Annotated in this window: 11 protein-coding genes; 10 read left to right on the forward strand and 1 reads right to left on the reverse strand. The window is 58.4% G+C overall.

Annotation, left to right across the window (positions count from 1 at the left end; translation table 11 throughout):
- The 5 genes from GT003_RS07760 to sdaAA are packed head-to-tail and all read left to right on the forward strand — an operon-like array spanning position 1 to position 4976.
- A complete protein-coding gene (locus tag GT003_RS07760) occupies positions 1 to 1275 on the forward strand; it encodes an enolase C-terminal domain-like protein (RefSeq protein ID WP_161696118.1) in 1275 nt (424 codons plus the stop codon).
- A gap of 36 nt (positions 1276 to 1311) precedes the next feature.
- Entirely contained in the window at positions 1312 to 2328 is a 1017-nt protein-coding gene (locus GT003_RS07765) for an NAD-dependent epimerase/dehydratase family protein (protein ID WP_161696239.1), read from the forward strand.
- Positions 2329 to 2331: 3 nt separating this feature from the next.
- Positions 2332 to 3399, forward strand: coding sequence for a dihydrodipicolinate synthase family protein (locus tag GT003_RS07770; protein ID WP_161696120.1), 1068 nt, complete (start codon positions 2332 to 2334; stop codon positions 3397 to 3399).
- Positions 3400 to 3411: 12 nt separating this feature from the next.
- Entirely contained in the window at positions 3412 to 4092 is a 681-nt protein-coding gene (sdaAB, locus tag GT003_RS07775) for an L-serine ammonia-lyase, iron-sulfur-dependent subunit beta (RefSeq protein WP_161696122.1), read from the forward strand.
- The gene (sdaAA, locus tag GT003_RS07780) at positions 4089 to 4976 is read left to right on the forward strand and encodes an L-serine ammonia-lyase, iron-sulfur-dependent, subunit alpha (protein WP_161696124.1); all 888 of its coding nucleotides are present in this window, start codon (positions 4089 to 4091) and stop codon (positions 4974 to 4976) included. Before sdaAB ends, sdaAA begins: the two co-directional genes overlap by 4 nt.
- 151 nt (positions 4977 to 5127) lie before the next feature.
- Here sdaAA and GT003_RS07785 read toward each other — a convergent pair whose 3' ends face one another.
- Complete coding sequence (locus tag GT003_RS07785) at positions 5128 to 5673, reverse strand: TetR/AcrR family transcriptional regulator (RefSeq protein ID WP_161696126.1); 546 nt, start codon at positions 5671 to 5673, stop codon at positions 5128 to 5130.
- 238 nt (positions 5674 to 5911) lie between these two features.
- Here GT003_RS07785 and GT003_RS07790 point away from each other — a divergent pair, with 238 nt between their 5' ends.
- The 5 genes from GT003_RS07790 (at position 5912) to GT003_RS07810 (ending at position 18222) form a co-directional block, all read left to right on the forward strand.
- Positions 5912 to 6961, forward strand: a complete 1050-nt coding sequence (locus GT003_RS07790) for an NAD(P)-dependent alcohol dehydrogenase (protein ID WP_161696128.1) — start codon at positions 5912 to 5914, stop codon at positions 6959 to 6961.
- A 444-nt stretch (positions 6962 to 7405) separates the two neighbouring features.
- Positions 7406 to 13507, forward strand: coding sequence for an S-layer homology domain-containing protein (locus tag GT003_RS07795; protein ID WP_161696130.1), 6102 nt, complete (start codon positions 7406 to 7408; stop codon positions 13505 to 13507).
- 324 nt (positions 13508 to 13831) lie between these two features.
- On the forward strand, positions 13832 to 16135 hold the full coding sequence (locus GT003_RS07800) for a helix-turn-helix domain-containing protein (RefSeq protein ID WP_161696132.1): 2304 nt from the start codon (positions 13832 to 13834) through the stop codon (positions 16133 to 16135).
- A gap of 259 nt (positions 16136 to 16394) precedes the next feature.
- Positions 16395 to 17315 (forward strand): ABC transporter permease, encoded by a 921-nt coding sequence (locus tag GT003_RS07805; protein WP_161696134.1) that lies wholly within the window; start codon positions 16395 to 16397, stop codon positions 17313 to 17315.
- Between the two features lie 25 nt (positions 17316 to 17340).
- Positions 17341 to 18222, forward strand: coding sequence for a carbohydrate ABC transporter permease (locus GT003_RS07810; protein ID WP_161696137.1), 882 nt, complete (start codon positions 17341 to 17343; stop codon positions 18220 to 18222).
- The last annotated feature ends 12 nt before the right edge of the window (positions 18223 to 18234 follow it).

The following is an 18234-nucleotide window of genomic DNA, read 5'->3' on the forward strand; positions in this document are numbered from 1 at the left end:
ATGATCACGATCAGGAACACGAGTCTTACGGTTGAACGGGAACCGCTGCTTGCTCCATTCGGCTTCAAAGGCGGGTATGTGAACGAGCTCTGGCAATCCATCGTGACCATGGAGGATCGGGATGGGGATACCGGCGTCGGGCTTGGCGTCCAGAGCATTCTATGGTCCGATCCGCAGGTCTATAAACGATGGGGCAACGAACGCGGCAATGTATTCATGAACGAGATTACCCGCCATGCGTTGACGGCAGCTCGGAACGCCTCATTCAATACCCCGATGGACATGCTGGATCCGCTGGCGTCGCAGGCCCGGGAATATGCGTCCCGCGCTTGGGACGGGAACCCGCTCAGGGCGACCTTCGCGCTTAACGCGCTCGTTCCCGTCGATCATGCGGCATGGATGCTGCTGAGCCATAAATCACCGGGGGCTCGCTTCATAGAACTCATTCCGGAGGCGTACGGAGCGGCGTTGACAGCACGGCATGAACGGCTTGCCTGCACGCCGGTCGTATCTTACGGGATGACGGAGGCGGATGTCACGGCGCTGCTGGACGAGGGATATTTCGTGCTGAAAATCAAATTGGGCTCGGACCCGAATCAGGACGGAGATCCCGAGACCATGCTGGCCTGGGATATTCATCGGCTGACGGAGATTCACCGGATCGCGGAGAATCGCGTCTGTCTGCATACGGCTACTGGAAAAATCGCCTATTACCTGGACATCAACGGGCGGTACGAGAGCAAGGAATTGCTGCTGAGACTGCTGGACGCGGCGGAGCGAATAGGGGCCATGGAGCGCATTCTATTGGTGGAAGAACCGTTTCCGGAGCACGTACGCGTGGATGTTTCGGACATTCCTGTCAGGGTGGCGGGCGACGAAAGCGTGCATGACGAGAAGGATGCCTTGGAGCGCATCCAAATGGGATACGGAGCCTTTGCCTTAAAACCGGTCGCCAAGACGATGAGCATGAGCCTGCGCGTCGCGAAGATTGCCGGCGAGCATGGCATTCCGTGCCTCTGCGCCGACTTGACCGCGAATCCGATCCTGGTGGATTGGAATAAGAATCTTGCGGCGCATCTGCCGCCCGTGCCCGGACTTTCCATGGGCTTGATCGAATCCAACGGCAGGCAGAACTATGCCAACTGGGAAGCCATGAAGGCGAAGCATCCCATGCCGGACGGCAGCTGGATCGAGGCCGTGGACGGGCAATTCCGCCTGCCTCCCGAATTTTACGCGCATAGTGGAGGCCTGTTCGGCCGCGGCAAGCTTGGCTAACTGCAAGTCCAACAATACCCTGGGGAGGGAAAGAAACTGAATACGATCGAGCAATTGGAAGCGAAACTAGCGGAACCGTCGGAAGCGTTAGCGGCAGACCTGAAGAAGATCGAAGGAGATATCGTGCTGCTCGGCGTCGGGGGGAAGATGGGACCGAGCCTGGCCCGTCTATTAATGAACGCGATCCGAGCAGCGGGGGTCGACAAAAGAGTGATCGGGGTATCCCGATTTACCGAAAAAGGCCTTCGCGAGCAGCTCGAAGCGGAAGGCGTGCAGACGATCGCCTGCGACCTGCTGGACGACGAGCAGCTCCGGAAGCTGCCCGAGGTCCCGAACGTCATTTACATGGCGGGCAACAAATTCGGCACGACCGGCAACGAATCGTTCACGTGGGCGATGAATGCGTATCTGCCCGGCCGGGTGGCCGAGAAGTATCGAAAGTCGCGCATCGTCGCGTTTTCCTCGGGCAACGTCTATCCGTTCACGCAGGTCGGTTATGGCGGGGCGAGCGAAGCGACGTCCCCTGCGCCGATCGGGGAATACGGGCAATCGTGTTTGGGCCGCGAGCGCGTTTTCGAACATTTCGCTAAGAAGCATCATATCCCGATGGTCATCTATCGGCTCAACTACGCCATCGACATGCGGTACGGGGTCCTGCTCGAGGTCGCCGAATCCGTGAAAGCCGGCAAACCGATCCATCTGGCGACGGGCTACGCGAACGTCATCTGGCAAGGGGACGCCAACGAGATCGCCATCCGATCCCTGCTCGCATGCGAGACGCCGGTCCGATTCCTGAACGTTACGGGACCGGAGACGGTGTCGATCCGCTGGGCGGCGGAGGAATTCGGCAAGCGTCTCGGCATCGCGCCCGTCTTCGAAGGGTCGGAGTCCAACAGCGCGCTGCTGAACAACGCTGCCCTATGCCAGCAGATGTTCGGCTATCCGCGAGTGTCGCTGCTGCAAATGATCGACTGGGTCGCCGAATGGGTGGCAGCCGGCGGACCGACGCTGAACAAGCCGACCCACTTCCAGGAAAGAAAGGGGAAGTTTTAAGCAATGAGCAGCTTCCGACCCTTAAACGCCGAGCAGCACCAGGCCTTTCATGACGGTCTTGTCATTCCCGCCCATCCGCTCGCGCTGGATGAACGCAGGCAGCTGGACGAGAAGCATCAGCGCGCCTTAACCCGCTATTATATCGCCTCGGGTGCGGGCGGCGTCGCCGTCGGGGTTCATTCCACCCAATTCGAGATTCGCGAGCCGCGATTCAACTTATACGAGAAGGTGCTGAGGCTAGCCTCGGAAGAGGTCGACCGCGCGGCGCTGCAGCGTCCGTTCATCCGGGTCGCGGGCCTATGCGGTCCCGCGGAGCAGGCGGCGGCCGAAGCCGAGATCGCCGCAGGGTTCGGTTACGACGCGGGGCTGCTCAGCATGGGCGGGCTCCAAGGATTATCCGAAGCGGACCTGTTGAAACGGACGGAGAGAGCAGCCCAAGTCATGCCGATCATCGGCTTTTATTTGCAGCCTTCCGTCGGGGGCAAGCTCTTCAGCTTCGACTTCTGGCGGGCGTTCGCGGACATTCCCGGCGTCGTCGCGATCAAGGTCGCGCCGTTCAACCGCTACCAGACGATCGATGTCGTCCGCGCCGTATGCTGCTCCGAACGTCGGGACGAGATCGCGCTGTACACGGGCAACGACGACAATATCGTGAACGATCTGCTGACCAGGTATCGGTTCAACGTGAACGGGCGGACGATCGAGAAAAGAATCGTCGGCGGCCTGCTCGGCCATTGGGCGGTATGGACGCGCAAGGCGGTCGAGCTGCTCGAGGAAATCAAATCCGCCCGCAAGCACGACGTCATCCCGCTCGATTGGCTGTCCCGCAATGTCGAAGTGACGGATACGAACGCCGCCTTTTTCGATCCCGCGCACGGGTTCGCCGGGTGCATTCCCGGCATTCACGAAGTGCTGCGAAGGCAGGGCCTCCTGCGGGGAACATGGTGCCTGAATCCGCAGGAGGAGCTTTCCGCGGGACAACGGGAGGAGATCGATCGCATGTACGCGGATTACCCGCATCTGAACGACGATGAATTCGTGAAAGCCCATTTAGCCGATTGGCTTGCGTAAGGAGGCTGCCCGATGCGATTCAAGGACGTATTCTCTATCATCGGGCCCGGCATGATCGGACCATCCAGCTCCCATACGGCCGGGGCGGTCCGATTGGGCCGGGTGGCGGGCCTGCTGTTCGGCGGTTTGCCGAAGCGGGCCGAAATCATGTTCTACGGTTCGTTCGCGGCCACGTACGCCGGACATGGAACCGACTTGGCCGCCGTCGCCGGCCTGCTGGGGTTCGATACCGACGACGAACGCATTCCGGACGCGATCGAGCTCGCGGAGCAGGCGGGCATGCGCATCGCGTTCCGTAAGGCAAGCGTTCCGGCGGCGCATCCGAATACGTTAACCGTCGCGCTTCGCAAGGGGCGGAGACATGTCCGGATGACCGGCTGCTCGATCGGAGGAGGGAGCATCGAAGTATCGGAAGTGGACGGCTTCGAGTTGAAATTCACAGGGAACTACCCGACGCTGATCGTTTTTCATGACGACCGGCCCGGCATGCTGGCCGCTATCACGCGGCTGCTCGGCGATGCCGGGGTCAACATCGGCTACATGGACGTCGACCGCAAATCCAGGCTCGGCGAAGCGGCGACGGTCATCGAATCGGACGCTGCCATCCCGGCCGAGCTTAGGAAGCGGGTCGGGCGGATCGCCGACGTGAAGAGCGTGGGATATATTGACTTGAACGGCGGTGCGGCAAATTGAAATTCCGAACTTTAAAGCAGTTGGAGCGCCTGTGCGCGGACGAGGGCAAGCCGATATCCGCGATCATGCTCGAAGAACAGGCGCGGGAATCCGGGCTCGCGGCGGAGCAGGAGTGGGACAAAATGAAATCCTACTACGGCATTATGAAGGAAGCCGTGCGCAAGGGCATCGTCTCGGAGCGGTTATCCCGCAGCGGCTTGACCGGCGGAGACGCGAAGAAGGTGCACGAATATACGCGCCGGGAAGAGGCTTCGCTCGGGCCGCATGCCGGCGCGGCGATGGCATACTCGCTCGCGGTATCGGAAGTGAACGCCTCCATGGGCCGCATCGTCGCCACGCCGACCGCGGGCTCGTGCGGCATTATCCCGGGCGTGTTCGTCAGCAGCCAAGAGCGGTTCGGCTGGGACGACGATCATATGGTGGCGGGGCTGTTTTGCGCCGGCGCGCTCGGTTACGTGATCGCGAACAATGCTTTTATTTCCGGCGCCGAGGGAGGCTGCCAAGCCGAGGTCGGTTCCGCGATCGGCATGGCTGCCGGCGCGCTCGTGGAGCTGAAGGGCGGCAGTCCGGCGCAAGCGGTTCATGCGGTCGGCCTCGCGCTCAAAAACACGCTCGGACTCATCTGCGATCCGGTCGGCGGATTGGTGGAGATTCCGTGCATCGTCCGCAACGGGTTCGGGGCCGTGAACGCTTTGGCCGCGGCGGACATGGCGCTCGCCGGCGTCCGCAGCGCGATCCCGTCGGACGAAGTCATTCAGGTCATGCTCGAGGTCGGCAGCGCGATGCCGGACATCCATCGCGAGACGGCCGGAGGCGGGTTGGCCCAAACCCCGACGGGCAAAGAAATCATGAAGCAGCTGGCCGGTGCTCGGAAAAAGCGTTAGGCAGGTCCGAAGGAACCGTCGCATCGATCCTTTCCGCGGCATTAGGTTACGATGTACCACCCCAATATAGAAGAGGACGCAGCCACCGGTTTAGAGGGGCGCGTCCTTTTTTTATTGCCGTTACCGGTCTATCAAACGACGGGAAAACCGTCTATAAACTTCTCCCCAGCAGCGCCCCGACCTGTTCAGCCATCATTTTCGGCGGATGCGGCATTTTATTCTTAATCCACCACTCTACGATACCTACATAGGCGGTACCGGCGTATTGCAGCATAACGTCTTCGCTTAATTCCGCGTTTTTCCCGCTTTCGCGATCGATTTCTCCTTTGAATCCTTCCATGACGTAATCAAGCAGCCGGGCCCTGAAGGAGGGAGCCCCTTTGCTGGCTAGCATCGTCGAAAAAAACAGATGGTTTTTCTCGAAATACTCGAAGAACGGCACAAGCCCGCTGCTCCAATCCAGTTTACAGGCCCATTCATCCATTTCGCTTAGCTCGTTCATATGCGTCTCGATCAGTTTATCCAACAAATCGTATTTGTCCTGATAATGCAGATAAATGGTTCCGCGGTTTAAGTTAGCTTGGTCCGCGATATCCTGAATGGTTATTTCGTCGAAGCTTTTTGCGTTCATCAAGGCAATAACGGCAGTTCTCAAGGATTCCTGCGTCTTTGCAATGCGTCGATCCACTTTAGCCATCGTAACCCCACCAAACTTCTGTATGATAATGAACAGATTTGAATATTTTGTTGATATCTTAACACTTCGTCGTATATTAACCCTTGAACGGCGGATATTTACAATTATAATAATAGACATACGTTGATTAATCAATATACTTTGTTTAGACGCCCGCTGTCGCTTTCAGAAGTCGCCCGTCGTATCATCTGCACCGATCGTCATCCGAATCACTCATCAAACTTCAGGAGGTACTACCATGGTTATCGCTAACGCACGCGCAGCATTCAGTCCGGAAGGTCCATTCCAAACGACTACGATCGAGCGCAGGAATCTGGAGCCGCATGACGTGCTCATCGAGATCAAATACGCCGGCATTTGCCATTCCGACATCCATACCGTTCGCGGCGATTGGGGACCGGTAAACTATCCGCTCGTTCCGGGTCACGAGATCGCCGGCATTGTCTCGCAGGTGGGTTCGGGAGTCAAGAAATACGCCATCGGCGACCGGGTGGGAGTAGGCTGCATGGTCGATTCCTGCGGCGAGTGCCATAACTGCCATCAGGGAGAGGAGCAGTATTGTCTCAACGGAATGACAGGCACTTACGGCGCGATCGATAAATACGGGCAGCATACGCAGGGCGGCTACTCCACGCATATTGTCGTCACCGAGGACTTCGTGGTCCGTATTCCGGACGCGCTCGATCTTGACGTCGCCGCGCCTCTGCTGTGTGCCGGCATCACGACGTATTCGCCGCTGCGCCACTGGGGAGCCGCTCCCGGCAAGCAGGTTGCGGTCGTCGGCTTCGGAGGGCTTGGACATATGGCCGTGAAGATCGCTCATGCCATGGGGGCGGAAGTGACGGTCTTATCGCAAAGCTTGAAGAAGAGAGAAGACGGCTTGCAGCTTGGCGCCGACCATTATTATGCGACGAACGATCCGGAGACGTTCAAGGCGCTGGCCGGTTCGTTCGATCTCATCGTGAATACGGTAAGCGCGAAGATCGATATCAATGCTTACCTGTCGCTGCTGGCGCTGGACGGCACGCTGGTCAATGTCGGTGCGCCGTCGGAGCCGCTCGACGTGAACGTATTCTCGCTGCTCGGCCATCGCCGTTCGTTCGCCGGCTCGATGATCGGCGGGATCCGCGAAACGCAGGAAATGTTGGACTTTTGCGCGGAACACGGCATCGCGCCCGAGATCGAGACGATTGCAGCCGATCGGATCGACGAGGCTTGGGAGCGCGTGCTCGCTTCCGATGTCCGCTATCGGTTCGTGATCGACATCGGTACGATGGGGAATGCATAACGCGTCATTCTAGCACGCGTAACATCGGGGGCACGCCAATAGGGGCGCGCCTCTTTATATGTGGCAGAATTCAAACGCAAGTATAGTTATCGTGAAAAGAGCGATCCGGCTTTATCGGACAGTCCAGGGCTTCGTCGGCCTTGGACTGTCTTTTTGCGTTAGAGGCGACTTGGCCTCGTTACAAGATCCCCCTCCTGACGTCAAGTTCGGGGCTGTCCAGGCGCGTTTTGTACGGAAAAAAACCACATGAGCAGTCCGCCATAGAAGGAAAATGAGTTTCTAGCAGTAGAACCGGGCCGTTGATCATGGCATGCTGTTCCTAAATCGGAGGTGAATGACTCATGCGGTACGAACATCGCAATCGAAGAATAGCTTGCCATTATGATTGTAAACGTTTGCATTATTCGTGGTGCAAATGAAAAACATGAACAAGGGGGTGGAAGGATGACTCGCATAGCAATCAAAAAGACGATGGCGGTCGCCATGACGCTGATGATGATCTTGAGCCTGGTACAGGTTCCCGTATTCGCGGATAACGTCGATGCAGGGGACGACACGGGCATTTCTCCGACCGGAGCGGAGACGACCCCGGGGGACATCAAGGTCACCAACTTAGGGCAGATCATGCAGGACGCCGACAATTGGGAAACGGTCAGCATGGATGCGGCGAGCAGCATGACGCCGGCGCTGTTCAATATGGTGTTCGGCGCTCCGCAGCAGCAGGTGAACGGGACAGGCACATGGGCATCGCATCTTGTTTATGCCAAGCCGATTCCGTCAGACACCGCATGGGCGTTCGATATGCAGTTGAACACGCTGGGCAGCGACGCTCAATTCGGCTTTAAGGCGCGGACGACGGCGTTGGCTTCGGACACTTACACGCCTCGGATGTATTACGTCCGCTATTCCTCGGCTAACGGAGGCACCCTGCAGCTGCGGCGTTCCAACCCGGACTGGACGGAGACCACGCTCGCGGAAGTGCCCAACGACGGCTTGCTCGCCGTCAACGCGAAAGAAGAAATCGTCGTCGGGGCAATCGATGTGGACGGCGGCGTGAGACTCGTATTCGAGATCAACGGCGTCTCCGTGTTCGATGTCGTCGATACGGGCGCGGACTTTGCGCCTGCCGACGGCGAGAAAGCGGGCTACCCTGCAATTACCGACCAATCGCAAGGCTTTGAGCTCTATTTTCAGGGACTTACGGGCCAGACGGGCGGAACGGCCAATAACGCTCAGATTACCCCGGCCAACACGGACACCTATCCCATAACGCCTCTTGATACCGGAAGCGGCACGGCGGGGGACTATCAGCTCACCAACATCAACACGCTGATGAAGAGCGATGCAATCGCCAACTGGCAGGCACATCCGTCATCGACCGGCGATCGCGTCGACGCCTCCAACCGAAGCGTCATTCTTACTCCGGGGGCACAAAATACCGCGGTCAACTGGAGCAATTCTTTTTCCTATATGCAGCCTGTGGACAGGAACGCGGTCTGGGCATTCAAAGGGAAAATAGACGCGCTGGGGGGCGGGTGGATCGGATTCCAGCTCCGCGCGAAGAAGCCGTTAGTAGACGATTCCAGCACGACCGACTACTTCTTCAGGCTTGCGGGCGATCGGTCGCAATGGGATCTCTACAGGGTCACGAACGGCGCCGAGCAGAAAATCGTCGCTTCGGTGGCCAACGCTGCCGCCAAGCCCGGCGTGGTTCAGAACTACGAGCTCGGTTCGCTTGACGTAGACGGCGGCGTCAGGCTGATCCTGAAGATCGCGGGCAAGACCGTGTTCGATATCGTGGACACCGGCGCTTCTTACGGCGATCCCGCTCCCGAACCTGTGGCGCCCATCGACCAGGACGGCTATCTAACGGTCAACATGTATGGCATGACCGGCTCGGCGTTTACGATTTCCCCCGCAGACGGCCCGGTCAAGTCCGTGACCGTGGATCCCGTCAAGCTTGACGTCGGCAAGGGCGGGAACGCCAGCTTCGCCGCCGCGGTGAGCGTTGCGGAGGGTTCCGGCGCAAGCACGGACGTGACCTGGTCCGTTCAGGGAAACACCAGCGCGGGCACGGCGATTACCTCGGACGGCGTGCTGACGGTCAGCGCCGACGAAGGCGCCGGCGTGCTGACGGTGGTCGCCGCCTCCGTGGAGGACGAGCTCCAATCCGGCACGGCGATGGTCATCATTCCGGAAAACTTCGCGTACGGACCGTCGGAGCTTTACGTGTCGCCGGATGGAAGCGACACGAACGACGGCAGCATCGGCAGTCCGTTCCATACGCTGCAGAAAGCCAAGGACGCCGTGCGCGCCTACATGGCGAATGAGATGGTACCGGCCGGGGGAATAACCGTGTACCTCAGGGGCGGGGAGTACGTTATCGCTTCTACGGTCGATTTCGAGGCGGCAGACTCCGGTACGGCGGATAAGCCGGTCACCTATAAGGCGTACGACGGAGAAAACGTCATCTTCTCCGGCGCGCAGACGATACCGGGCTCGGCCTTTGCGCCCGTGACGGACCCGAGCGTCAAGGCCAGGTTATACCCGAACGTCGCGGACGGCGTGATGCAGGTAGACTTGAACGCGCTCGGCATCCCGAGCTCGCAGTGGGGCAGCATTCGCAGGGCAAGCCCCAACACCTTAGACGATCCGGATTCGACGCAGATGTATGTCGACGACATGCGTCAGACGCTCTCCCAATGGCCTAACCAAGGCTATGCCGAGACCGGCAAGATTACCGCTCCGCAGGGCAGCGCCGGGGCGACGTTCTCGTATGCCGACTCCCAGCTTATCCCCGAAACCGCCGACAGGTGGGCGCAGGCCGATCAGGCTTGGGCTTCCGGCTACTGGTATTGGGATTGGTTCAACGATTCGATGCCGGTTACGGCCAACACCTCGGACAGAACGCTGACGCTCGGCAGCACGTCCGATTACGGAGTGGCGAGGGACAAGCGCTTCTATGTGTTCAACCTGCTCGAAGAGATCGATAAACCTGGCGAATGGTTCCTTGATAGGGACACGGGCATCTTGTACTACTATCCGACCACTGACGATCTCGCGGCCAGCCACATCCAGCTTGCCACGCTCGACAAGAATATGATCCTTGTCAACGGAGCGAACTATTTGAGTTTTGAAGGCCTTACCTTCGAGGCGACGAGCGCGGCGGCCTTTACCATCAGGAACGCCGACCATGTCGTGGTGGCGGGCAGCACGTTCAGAAACCTGGGCGGCAAGGTCGCGGACATGAAGGGCACGACGAACTCCGGGTTCACCGGCAACGATATCTATGACCTGTCCAAAGGCGGAATCTATATCGACAGCTCGGGCGACAAGGCGAACTTGACCGCCTCGGGCGACTACGTGACGAACAACTACTTCTCCAGGTTCAACCTGGTCAGCAGGACGTACACCCCGGCGATCAGCGTCAAGACGGGAGCGGTCGGCGCCAGGGTGGCGAACAACGTAATCCATGACGGGCCTCACGCGGGACTGCTGGTCGGAGGCGCTAACAACGTCTTCGAGAACAACGAACTGTACGACCTCGTCTCGGAGTCCGACGACGCCGGCGCGATATACGGCGGGCGCAACTGGACCGACGTTAACCTCACGTTCCGGAACAACCTGATGCACGACATCACCGGGTTGGCAGGCAAGAACAGCGCTTACGGCATCTATTTCGACGACAACATGGGCGGCGAGGTGATCCAGAGCAACATGTTCTATAACGTGAAAACGCCTGTTTTCGGCCATGGCTCCTGGGGCAACCGCATCGACAGCAACGTGTTCGTCAACAGCGCCACGCCGATAAGCATCATTAATTACAACTGGAACCAAGGCAACCAGGATCAGATGGTTGGCCAGTACGACGCGATCGGCCAAGACAATCCCGCCTGGAACGCCGCGTACCCTTGGTGGTCGGCGAGAGGCGACGCGATAAACGCGCTGAATCCGCGCGGCGTCGGCCGGAGCGATGAGATGAATTCGGCAAAGGACAATGTCGTCACGAACAACGTCAGCTACGATTCCGGGGCATTCAACATCGCTTCCTCGGCTCAACCGACGTTGATCCAGCAAGACAACGTGACCTTGCCCGACGCCGGCGCATTTAACGATCCGTCCGTTCACGATTACTCGCTGCCTCAGGCGCCTCCGGGTATCGGCAGCGGATTCGTCAGTCCGGACTATGCCTCGATCGGGCAGTACATCGACCAATATCGAAGCAGCATTTTCGTTATGAACGATTTCAGCCTGACGTATCCGTTTAACGGCACGACGGACGTGCAGACTTACAAGCTCGACCTCATGTGGAACCACGCCGTCGGCGCGACCGATTACAACGTCGTCGTCGCGACCGACCCCGGCCTGGCGAACGTCGTGTTTACAGGCACGACCAAGAATACCTCCATCGAGGTTGAGGGACTGGAGTATGGCGGAAAGACCTATTACTGGCAAGTAGAGGCCGTCGGCGCTTCGGCGAAGAACCCGATCCGGAAACTCGACGAAAACGGCGTGTACAGCTTTACCACGGCGTTGAACGAGATTGCCGATACCCTGCTTCTGAGCGCGCAGATCGCGGTTAGCCAGAATTACCTCGGCAGCGTTACCGTCGGCACGGCAACCGGCGAATATCCGCAAGCGGCATACGATGCCTTCGCCGCGATCATCGCGGATGCGCAGGCTCTTATGGCCGAACCCAACGTTCCGCAAACGACGATCGACGCCAAGATCCAGAGCCTGAAAGACGGCATGGACACGATGGAGACAGCGAGAATCAGCGGTCTGGTGGACTTGAGCACGCTGATGGACGACGCGTCCGGGTGGAAGACGTCCTCCGGGGCGCAATTCAACCTGGCCGGCGCGCCGAACGAAACCATCGCCTTTACGGGCAGCTATCTCGGCTTCGAGGGGCATGAGCTTCCCAACTACGCCGTTTGGCATTTCAAGATGCAGCTAGGCAGCCCCGGAGACGGCTGGAACAACGACTGGTTTGCGATCTCGCTTCGCAACAGCAATACCATCGGGGACCCGTGGGGCGCCACGAATTACCTGCTCGGCTTTAAGCAGGACGTATTCGAGCTCCAGAAGTTCGGCGGAGCGTCCAGCCTGGGCGATTATCAGGTTCCCAATGACGGAATCTTCGAGCTGGGCAAGGAATACGACATGCAGTACGGGGTGTTGAATACCGCCGCCGGCACCAGGATCATCGTCAAAATCGACGGAACTACGATCTACGACTATTTGGATAATTACGACGGGACGACCAACAGCAATATTCCGGTCTCCGGCTATCTCGGCTTCCATCTATACGGCGGCCTGAGCGCTCTGCCGCTCAAGCTTTCTCCAGGCGGCGAGGCTGCGCCGGCAACGACCGACAAGGCGGCGTTGTCGACTGCGATCCAGACGGCGAACGGCCTACACGAAGCGGATTACTCGGCAGCAAGCTGGACCGCCCTGCAGGATGCGTTGGCAGCCGCGAACGCGGCGAACGAAGACGGCGATGCGACGCAAACCGACGTCGACGACGCGGCAGCCGCGCTGCAGGCAGCGATGAACGGTTTGGCTCCAGCCGTAACCGAGCAATCCGCTGCTCAGATCGCGGCAGGCATCGCCGGGATCGCAGCGCCGGCGAAGGATGCGACGGCATTGACATTGCCAAGCGTACCGGCAGGCTACACGGTGGCGATCAAATCCTCCAGCGATCCGAGCGTGATCGGGACAGATGGTTCCGTTACGCCGCCAAGCGCGGAGGCAACGATCCAACTCGTGCTGGAAGTGACGAGAACGAGCGATGGCACGAAGGCAGTTACGGGCATGCTCGCCGTAACGGTGCCGGAGAAGACCTATGTCAACCCGGGAACTGGAACCGGAACTGGAACTGAAACTGGAACGGGAACTGGAACCGGAACCGGAACTACGAATACAGGGTCGAAACCTACGGCCGATAAACCTGTATTCAACGAGAAAGTAATCGTGGCTGTGATCAAGGAGATATGGGCTCGCGAGCAATCTGCGACTTCCGTGGCCTTCTCCGACGTAGCCGCGGCTTCGTGGAGCGCATCGCTCATCGAACGCGCCGCGAAAATCGGCATCGTTAACGGCTACGAAGACGGCTCGTTCCGTCCCGATGCGCCGATCACGCGCGCGGAGTTCGCGGCCATGCTGGTGAAAGCGCTGGGCTTGCAGCCGAGAGGGGCTTCGGCCTTCACGGACACGGAGGGCCACTGGGCTTCGGGCGCGATCGGTATCCTTCGTTCTAACGGGTTGTCCGTTGGTTACGGCGACGGTACGTTCCATCCCGATCAAGAGATTACCCGGGCCGAAATCGTGGCCATGCTCGCTCGCGTGACTGATTACGTGACGCCTGCAAAACCGTTGTTCTCGGACTTGAACGGAAACTGGGCTTCGGACGAAATTAATGCATTTGCCGCAGCGGGCATCGTGAACGGCAGCGGCGACGGTACATTTGCCCCGAACTCCCCTGCTTCCCGCGCCGAGTCGGTGGCCATGATCATCCGCATGCTGGAGACGGTACTGGCAGATTAACCGTCAGTACCGGTCACGGTATAGAAAGGATCAAGCGCGGTAACGCCCTCGCTCCGTGGGATGTCCCGTTAGCCATTGCCGGGACATCCCTAAATTACGGCTAACATAAGAAACCTTTCCTTGGTCAAATGGAGGCGCCGCCCGACCATACGCCAAAGGAAAGGTTTCTTTGTACGTTCAACCTGCCATATCCGACTGCTCATCTGTCGTTTTTCCGTTCAAAACGCATCGGAGCGGCGCCTTCGGAGCGGCCGGGGATTCCCAAACGGGCGCTTCCGTAATAGAATCAGATGAAAGTGCTCTCAGACGGATGGTGATGACAGGATGAAATTGTTGGATCTCTATCGCTCGCGCAAATATTTCATGCGGCTGGTCTTCTCCTTTGCTTTGCTTGCTTCCATCCTGTTGATCGTGTTCGGCTCGCTGTTTTATTCCTTCTCCCAGCGCAGCGCGATGAAGCTGCAGCTGGAATCGACCGGCAAGGTACTCAAGCAGGTCAATTACAATATCGATAATTTGTACGATGCCGTGTTGAATTTTACGATCTCGACGTTCTCGGACCGCGATATTTCGGTGCTGATGCAAAACCGGGACATGGATATTTTCGATCTGTACAACCGGCTGCAGAAATTCGACTATATCGTCAACTCGAACCTGTTCGTCGATTCGCTCCTGATTTACAACGGGCATAACGGATGCTACTATATCTCGCCGCAATCCGTGCCGGTGCAGTGCGCGGCAGGCAGCCAATCCAATATATTGAAGCGCTATCAAAACGATCATGCCGAGATCCCGGACATGAAGTTTATGCCGGTTCAGGTGTCGGAGAACAAGGAACAACGGAACTTGCTGACCCTGTTCAAGAAAGAAGCGGGCAGCATCCTGATGGTCAACGTCAAGCCGCAATGGTTGTTCGATAACGTGCGCGCGATCAACGGGCTGGCCGACAGCGCGCTCGGCGATGTCATGATGTTCGATGCGGACGGCAAAATGCTGGAGAAGGATGCGTCGGACGGGGGCGATGCCGCCGCGAAACAGGCCGTTATCCGCCAGATCGACGCCAAGAAGGAGCCGGAAGGCTATTTCACGCTCGGAAGCGGGAACGGCAAGAAGCTCGTCATGTACAGCACCTCGGCCACGACCGGCTGGCGGATCGTCGGCATGCAGTCCTACAAGGCCGCGTTCGGGAGCCTGGATCAGATCCGAACGTTCTCGTTCCTGCTGCTCAGCGGGTTCATCGTGCTGACGTTGTTCGCGTCGACGTTCATCTCCATGAAGCTGTACAAGCCGATCGGCAGCCTGATGCAGTCGCTGCGAACGATGCCCGCGCGGATCGACGGCGTCGGGGGCAAGGACGAGCTGGCGTTCCTGACGTTGTTCAACCAGCGGATGCTGGAGGAAATGGCCAAGCTGGAGCAGGGCAATAAAGCGACCGAAAGCATCGCAAGGGACTATTTCCTTCGTCGGCTGCTGCTGGAGCGGCAGAAGATGAGCGGGGAGGAATTCTCGGAGCAGGTCCGGCTGCACGGACTGAAGCTGACGGAAGCGAACGGCGAGTATATCGTCTGCCTGCTCCGCATCGACAACGCCCTTGTCGGGGGGGAAACGGCCGAACTGCATAAGTTCGCGGTGCAAAATATTGCCGAGGAAATGTTCCATTCCTTCGCGCTTTCGGTCAGCGTGCAGCTCGGAAACGAGTTCGTGACGATGCTGCTGTCCGTGCCGCAGGCGGCCGAGCAGCGGCTCGGAGAGCTGCCGCGGGCGATCGCGAAGCTGCAGGACGTCGTGCGCAGCTATTACCACATCGGGCTATGCGCATCGGTCAGCTCCGCCGTGGACCACCACGAACGGCTGTCGGAGGCATACGAGCAGGCGCTCCTGCTGTCCGAATACCGAATGATCTACGGGCGAACGGCCGTCATTACGCCGGAGCTCGTCGCCGTCAACGAGCGGGGCGACGAGACGCAGCTGGACGATGCGTTGGAGAAGAAGTGGCTTGAATCGATTCGCACGGGCAACATGAACGCGATCGAGCAGCAGCTCGTGAAGATATTCAAACGGTTGACGGACTTCCGCATCGACCATCTACTGCAATCGCTGCAGTACCTGACGGCGATTACGGTTAATCATTTGAAGGACATGCATTTGGACGACACGCATGCCGTCAAGGCGTCGCTGCTGTCCTTCAACCGCCGCGTGATGGAGCGGGAAACGCTGGACGACGTGCTGCTGCAGTATATCGATCTGTTCCGGAAGGTCACCGAGCCGCGGCAGACGAGCACCGACGACAAAAACCGCATCTTGGCCGCCGCCCTCAAGGAAGCGATCGAGAAGCATTATTCCGACCCGAACCTGAGCCTGCAGTTCCTGGCGACGAAGCTCAAGATGAGCAAGGCGCATCTCAGCAAGGTATACAAGCAGTGCGAATCCGAATCCCTCAACGATTACATCAACAAGGTGCGGATCATGCGCGCCGTGTCCGAGCTGCAGAACACGGACACCACGATCTCGCAAATCATGTTCAATGTCGGCTTCGTCAGCGAGAGCTACTTCTACAAGATCTTCAAGCAGTCGATCGGCGCGACGCCGCGGGAATTCCGGACGAATCACGCGCTTAGCAAGGACTGAGAGGAGGGCGTCGAGCTTCCGCAAGGCCATTCGGTTGGCATGCGGGAGCTTTTTTTATGGCCGCCGGGGGGCAAGAAGCCGAGTCGCTCCAACGATCGTCGCAGAATCGGGGACGTCATTCGGCCGCCGAAGGGTCCGATGCGCGCCGCAAGCAGAAAAACGGGCATTGAGCAGTCCGTTTGTTCAGCTTTTTGCGGTTCCAGCAGTGGGAGCCGGCCTTCCGCGATGCCATACTGTGGACAGGAAGGAGGTGACGGAAATGCAATGGCTTGCACGTGAATGGAGACACGTCAAGAAGAACCGGGAACTGCTGCTGCTGAGTCTCCCGGGCTTCGTCTACAAATTTATTTTTTACTATTTGCCGCTGCTGGGCCTGGTAATCGCTTTTCAGAACTACAACTACACGAAAGGCCTGTTCGGAAGCAAGTGGGTCGGGCTGCATAATTTCAAGTTTTTCTTCGAGTCCGATTTGGCTTGGCGGGTGACGCGCAATACGATTCTGTACAACGTGGCGTTCATCGTCCTGACGACGATATTCGCGTTGGTGCTCGCCCTCATGATGAACGAATTGTCCAAACGGTGGTTCAAGATGCATCAGACGGTCATGTTCTTGCCCTACTTCTTATCGTGGGTCGTCGTCGGATACATCGCGATCGGGTTCTTCGATTATCAGCATGGCGCGCTCAACACGGCATTGGCGTCGTTCGGAATCGACCCGACGAACTGGTACCAGAAGTCGAGCTACTGGCCGACGATCATGATCGTCGTGCAGCTGTGGAAGGCGGTCGGCTTCCAGGCGCTCATCTATTATGCGGGCATTATCGCCATCGACCCGAGTTACTATGAGGCCGCGCGCATCGACGGCGCGACGAAGTGGCAGATGATTCGCAAGATCACGCTTCCGCTGTTGACTCCGCTCGTCGTCATCTTGCTGATCATGGCGGTAGGTAGCATTTTCCGCGCGGATTTCGGATTGTTCTACTACGTCCCTAACGACTCGAGCTTCCTGTACCCGGTAACGGACGTTATCGATACGTATGTCGTGCGATCGCTGCGCACCATCGGCGACGTCAGCATGTCGACCGCAGTGGGGCTGTACCAATCCGTCGTAGGCTTGCTCCTGGTATTGGTCACGAACTTCATTATCCGCAAGATCAACGAAGAGAACGCACTCTGGTAAGCCGGCATGAAAGGAAGTAAACGCAATGAAGCAAACGCTCACCGGCGGACGAGCGGTCGTGAATGCGATCTTCTGCTTGATATCGATCGCGATGATCATCCCGTTCCTCCTCGTCATCTCGATTTCGCTGTCCGACGAACAATCGCTCCTCGAGCACGGGTATAAATGGTTCCCCGAGAAATTCAGCACGCTCGGCTACCAGGTCATGCTGCGCTCCTCGCACGCCATCGTGCACGCCTACGGCGTCACGATCCTGGTTACCGTCATCGGTTCGCTGGCCGGATTATTGTTGACGGCCATGACGGCTTACACGATCTCGCGGAAAGACTACCGGTATCGGAAGCCGCTCACGTTCTACGTGTTTTTCACCATGCTGTTTCAGGGAGGCATCGTTCCCCTGTACATCCTGATGACAAGATATCTTCATCTGCGCAACTCGGTCTGGGCGCTGGTCCTGCCGCTCTTGATCAGCCCGTTCTACGTCATGATCATGAAAGGGTTCCTGGGCAAGATTCCCGGCGAGATCATCGAATCGGTCAAAGTCGACGGGGCGAGCGAATGGCGGATTTTCTTCCAAATCGTCCTGCCGCTCTCGAAGCCGGCGCTCGTCACGGTCGGCCTGATGCTGTCGTTCGGCTACTGGAACGATTGGTTCAACGGCCTGCTCTTCATCGACGATCCGAACAAGGTACCGCTGCAGCTTCTGCTGTACCGCAATATGAATGCCATCGAGTTTCTGAAAGCCACGGCCATCGCGCAGCATTTCAATATCGACGTATCCAAGCTGCCGAGCCTGTCCGCGAGGATGGCAATGACCATTCTGGCCGCAGGGCCGATGATGATCGTGTTCCCGTTCTTCCAGCGGTATTTCGTAGGCGGATTAACCGTTGGGGCTATTAAGGAATAATTCAAACTATCC

The organism is Paenibacillus sacheonensis, from assembly GCF_009909195.1.
GTDB lineage: Bacteria > Bacillota > Bacilli > Paenibacillales > Paenibacillaceae > Paenibacillus_Z > Paenibacillus_Z sacheonensis.

Coding starts and splice junctions, on each gene's coding strand:
- GT003_RS07760 (WP_161696118.1), top strand. CDS start 1: ATGATCACGATCAGGAACACGAGTCTTACGGTTGAACGGGAACCGCTG.
- GT003_RS07770 (WP_161696120.1), top strand. CDS start 2,332: ATGAGCAGCTTCCGACCCTTAAACGCCGAGCAGCACCAGGCCTTTCAT.
- sdaAB (WP_161696122.1), top strand. CDS start 3,412: ATGCGATTCAAGGACGTATTCTCTATCATCGGGCCCGGCATGATCGGA.
- GT003_RS07785 (WP_161696126.1), bottom strand. CDS start 5,673: ATGGCTAAAGTGGATCGACGCATTGCAAAGACGCAGGAATCCTTGAGA.
- GT003_RS07790 (WP_161696128.1), top strand. CDS start 5,912: ATGGTTATCGCTAACGCACGCGCAGCATTCAGTCCGGAAGGTCCATTC.
- GT003_RS07795 (WP_161696130.1), top strand. CDS start 7,406: ATGACTCGCATAGCAATCAAAAAGACGATGGCGGTCGCCATGACGCTG.
- GT003_RS07800 (WP_161696132.1), top strand. CDS start 13,832: ATGAAATTGTTGGATCTCTATCGCTCGCGCAAATATTTCATGCGGCTG.
- GT003_RS07805 (WP_161696134.1), top strand. CDS start 16,395: ATGCAATGGCTTGCACGTGAATGGAGACACGTCAAGAAGAACCGGGAA.
- GT003_RS07810 (WP_161696137.1), top strand. CDS start 17,341: ATGAAGCAAACGCTCACCGGCGGACGAGCGGTCGTGAATGCGATCTTC.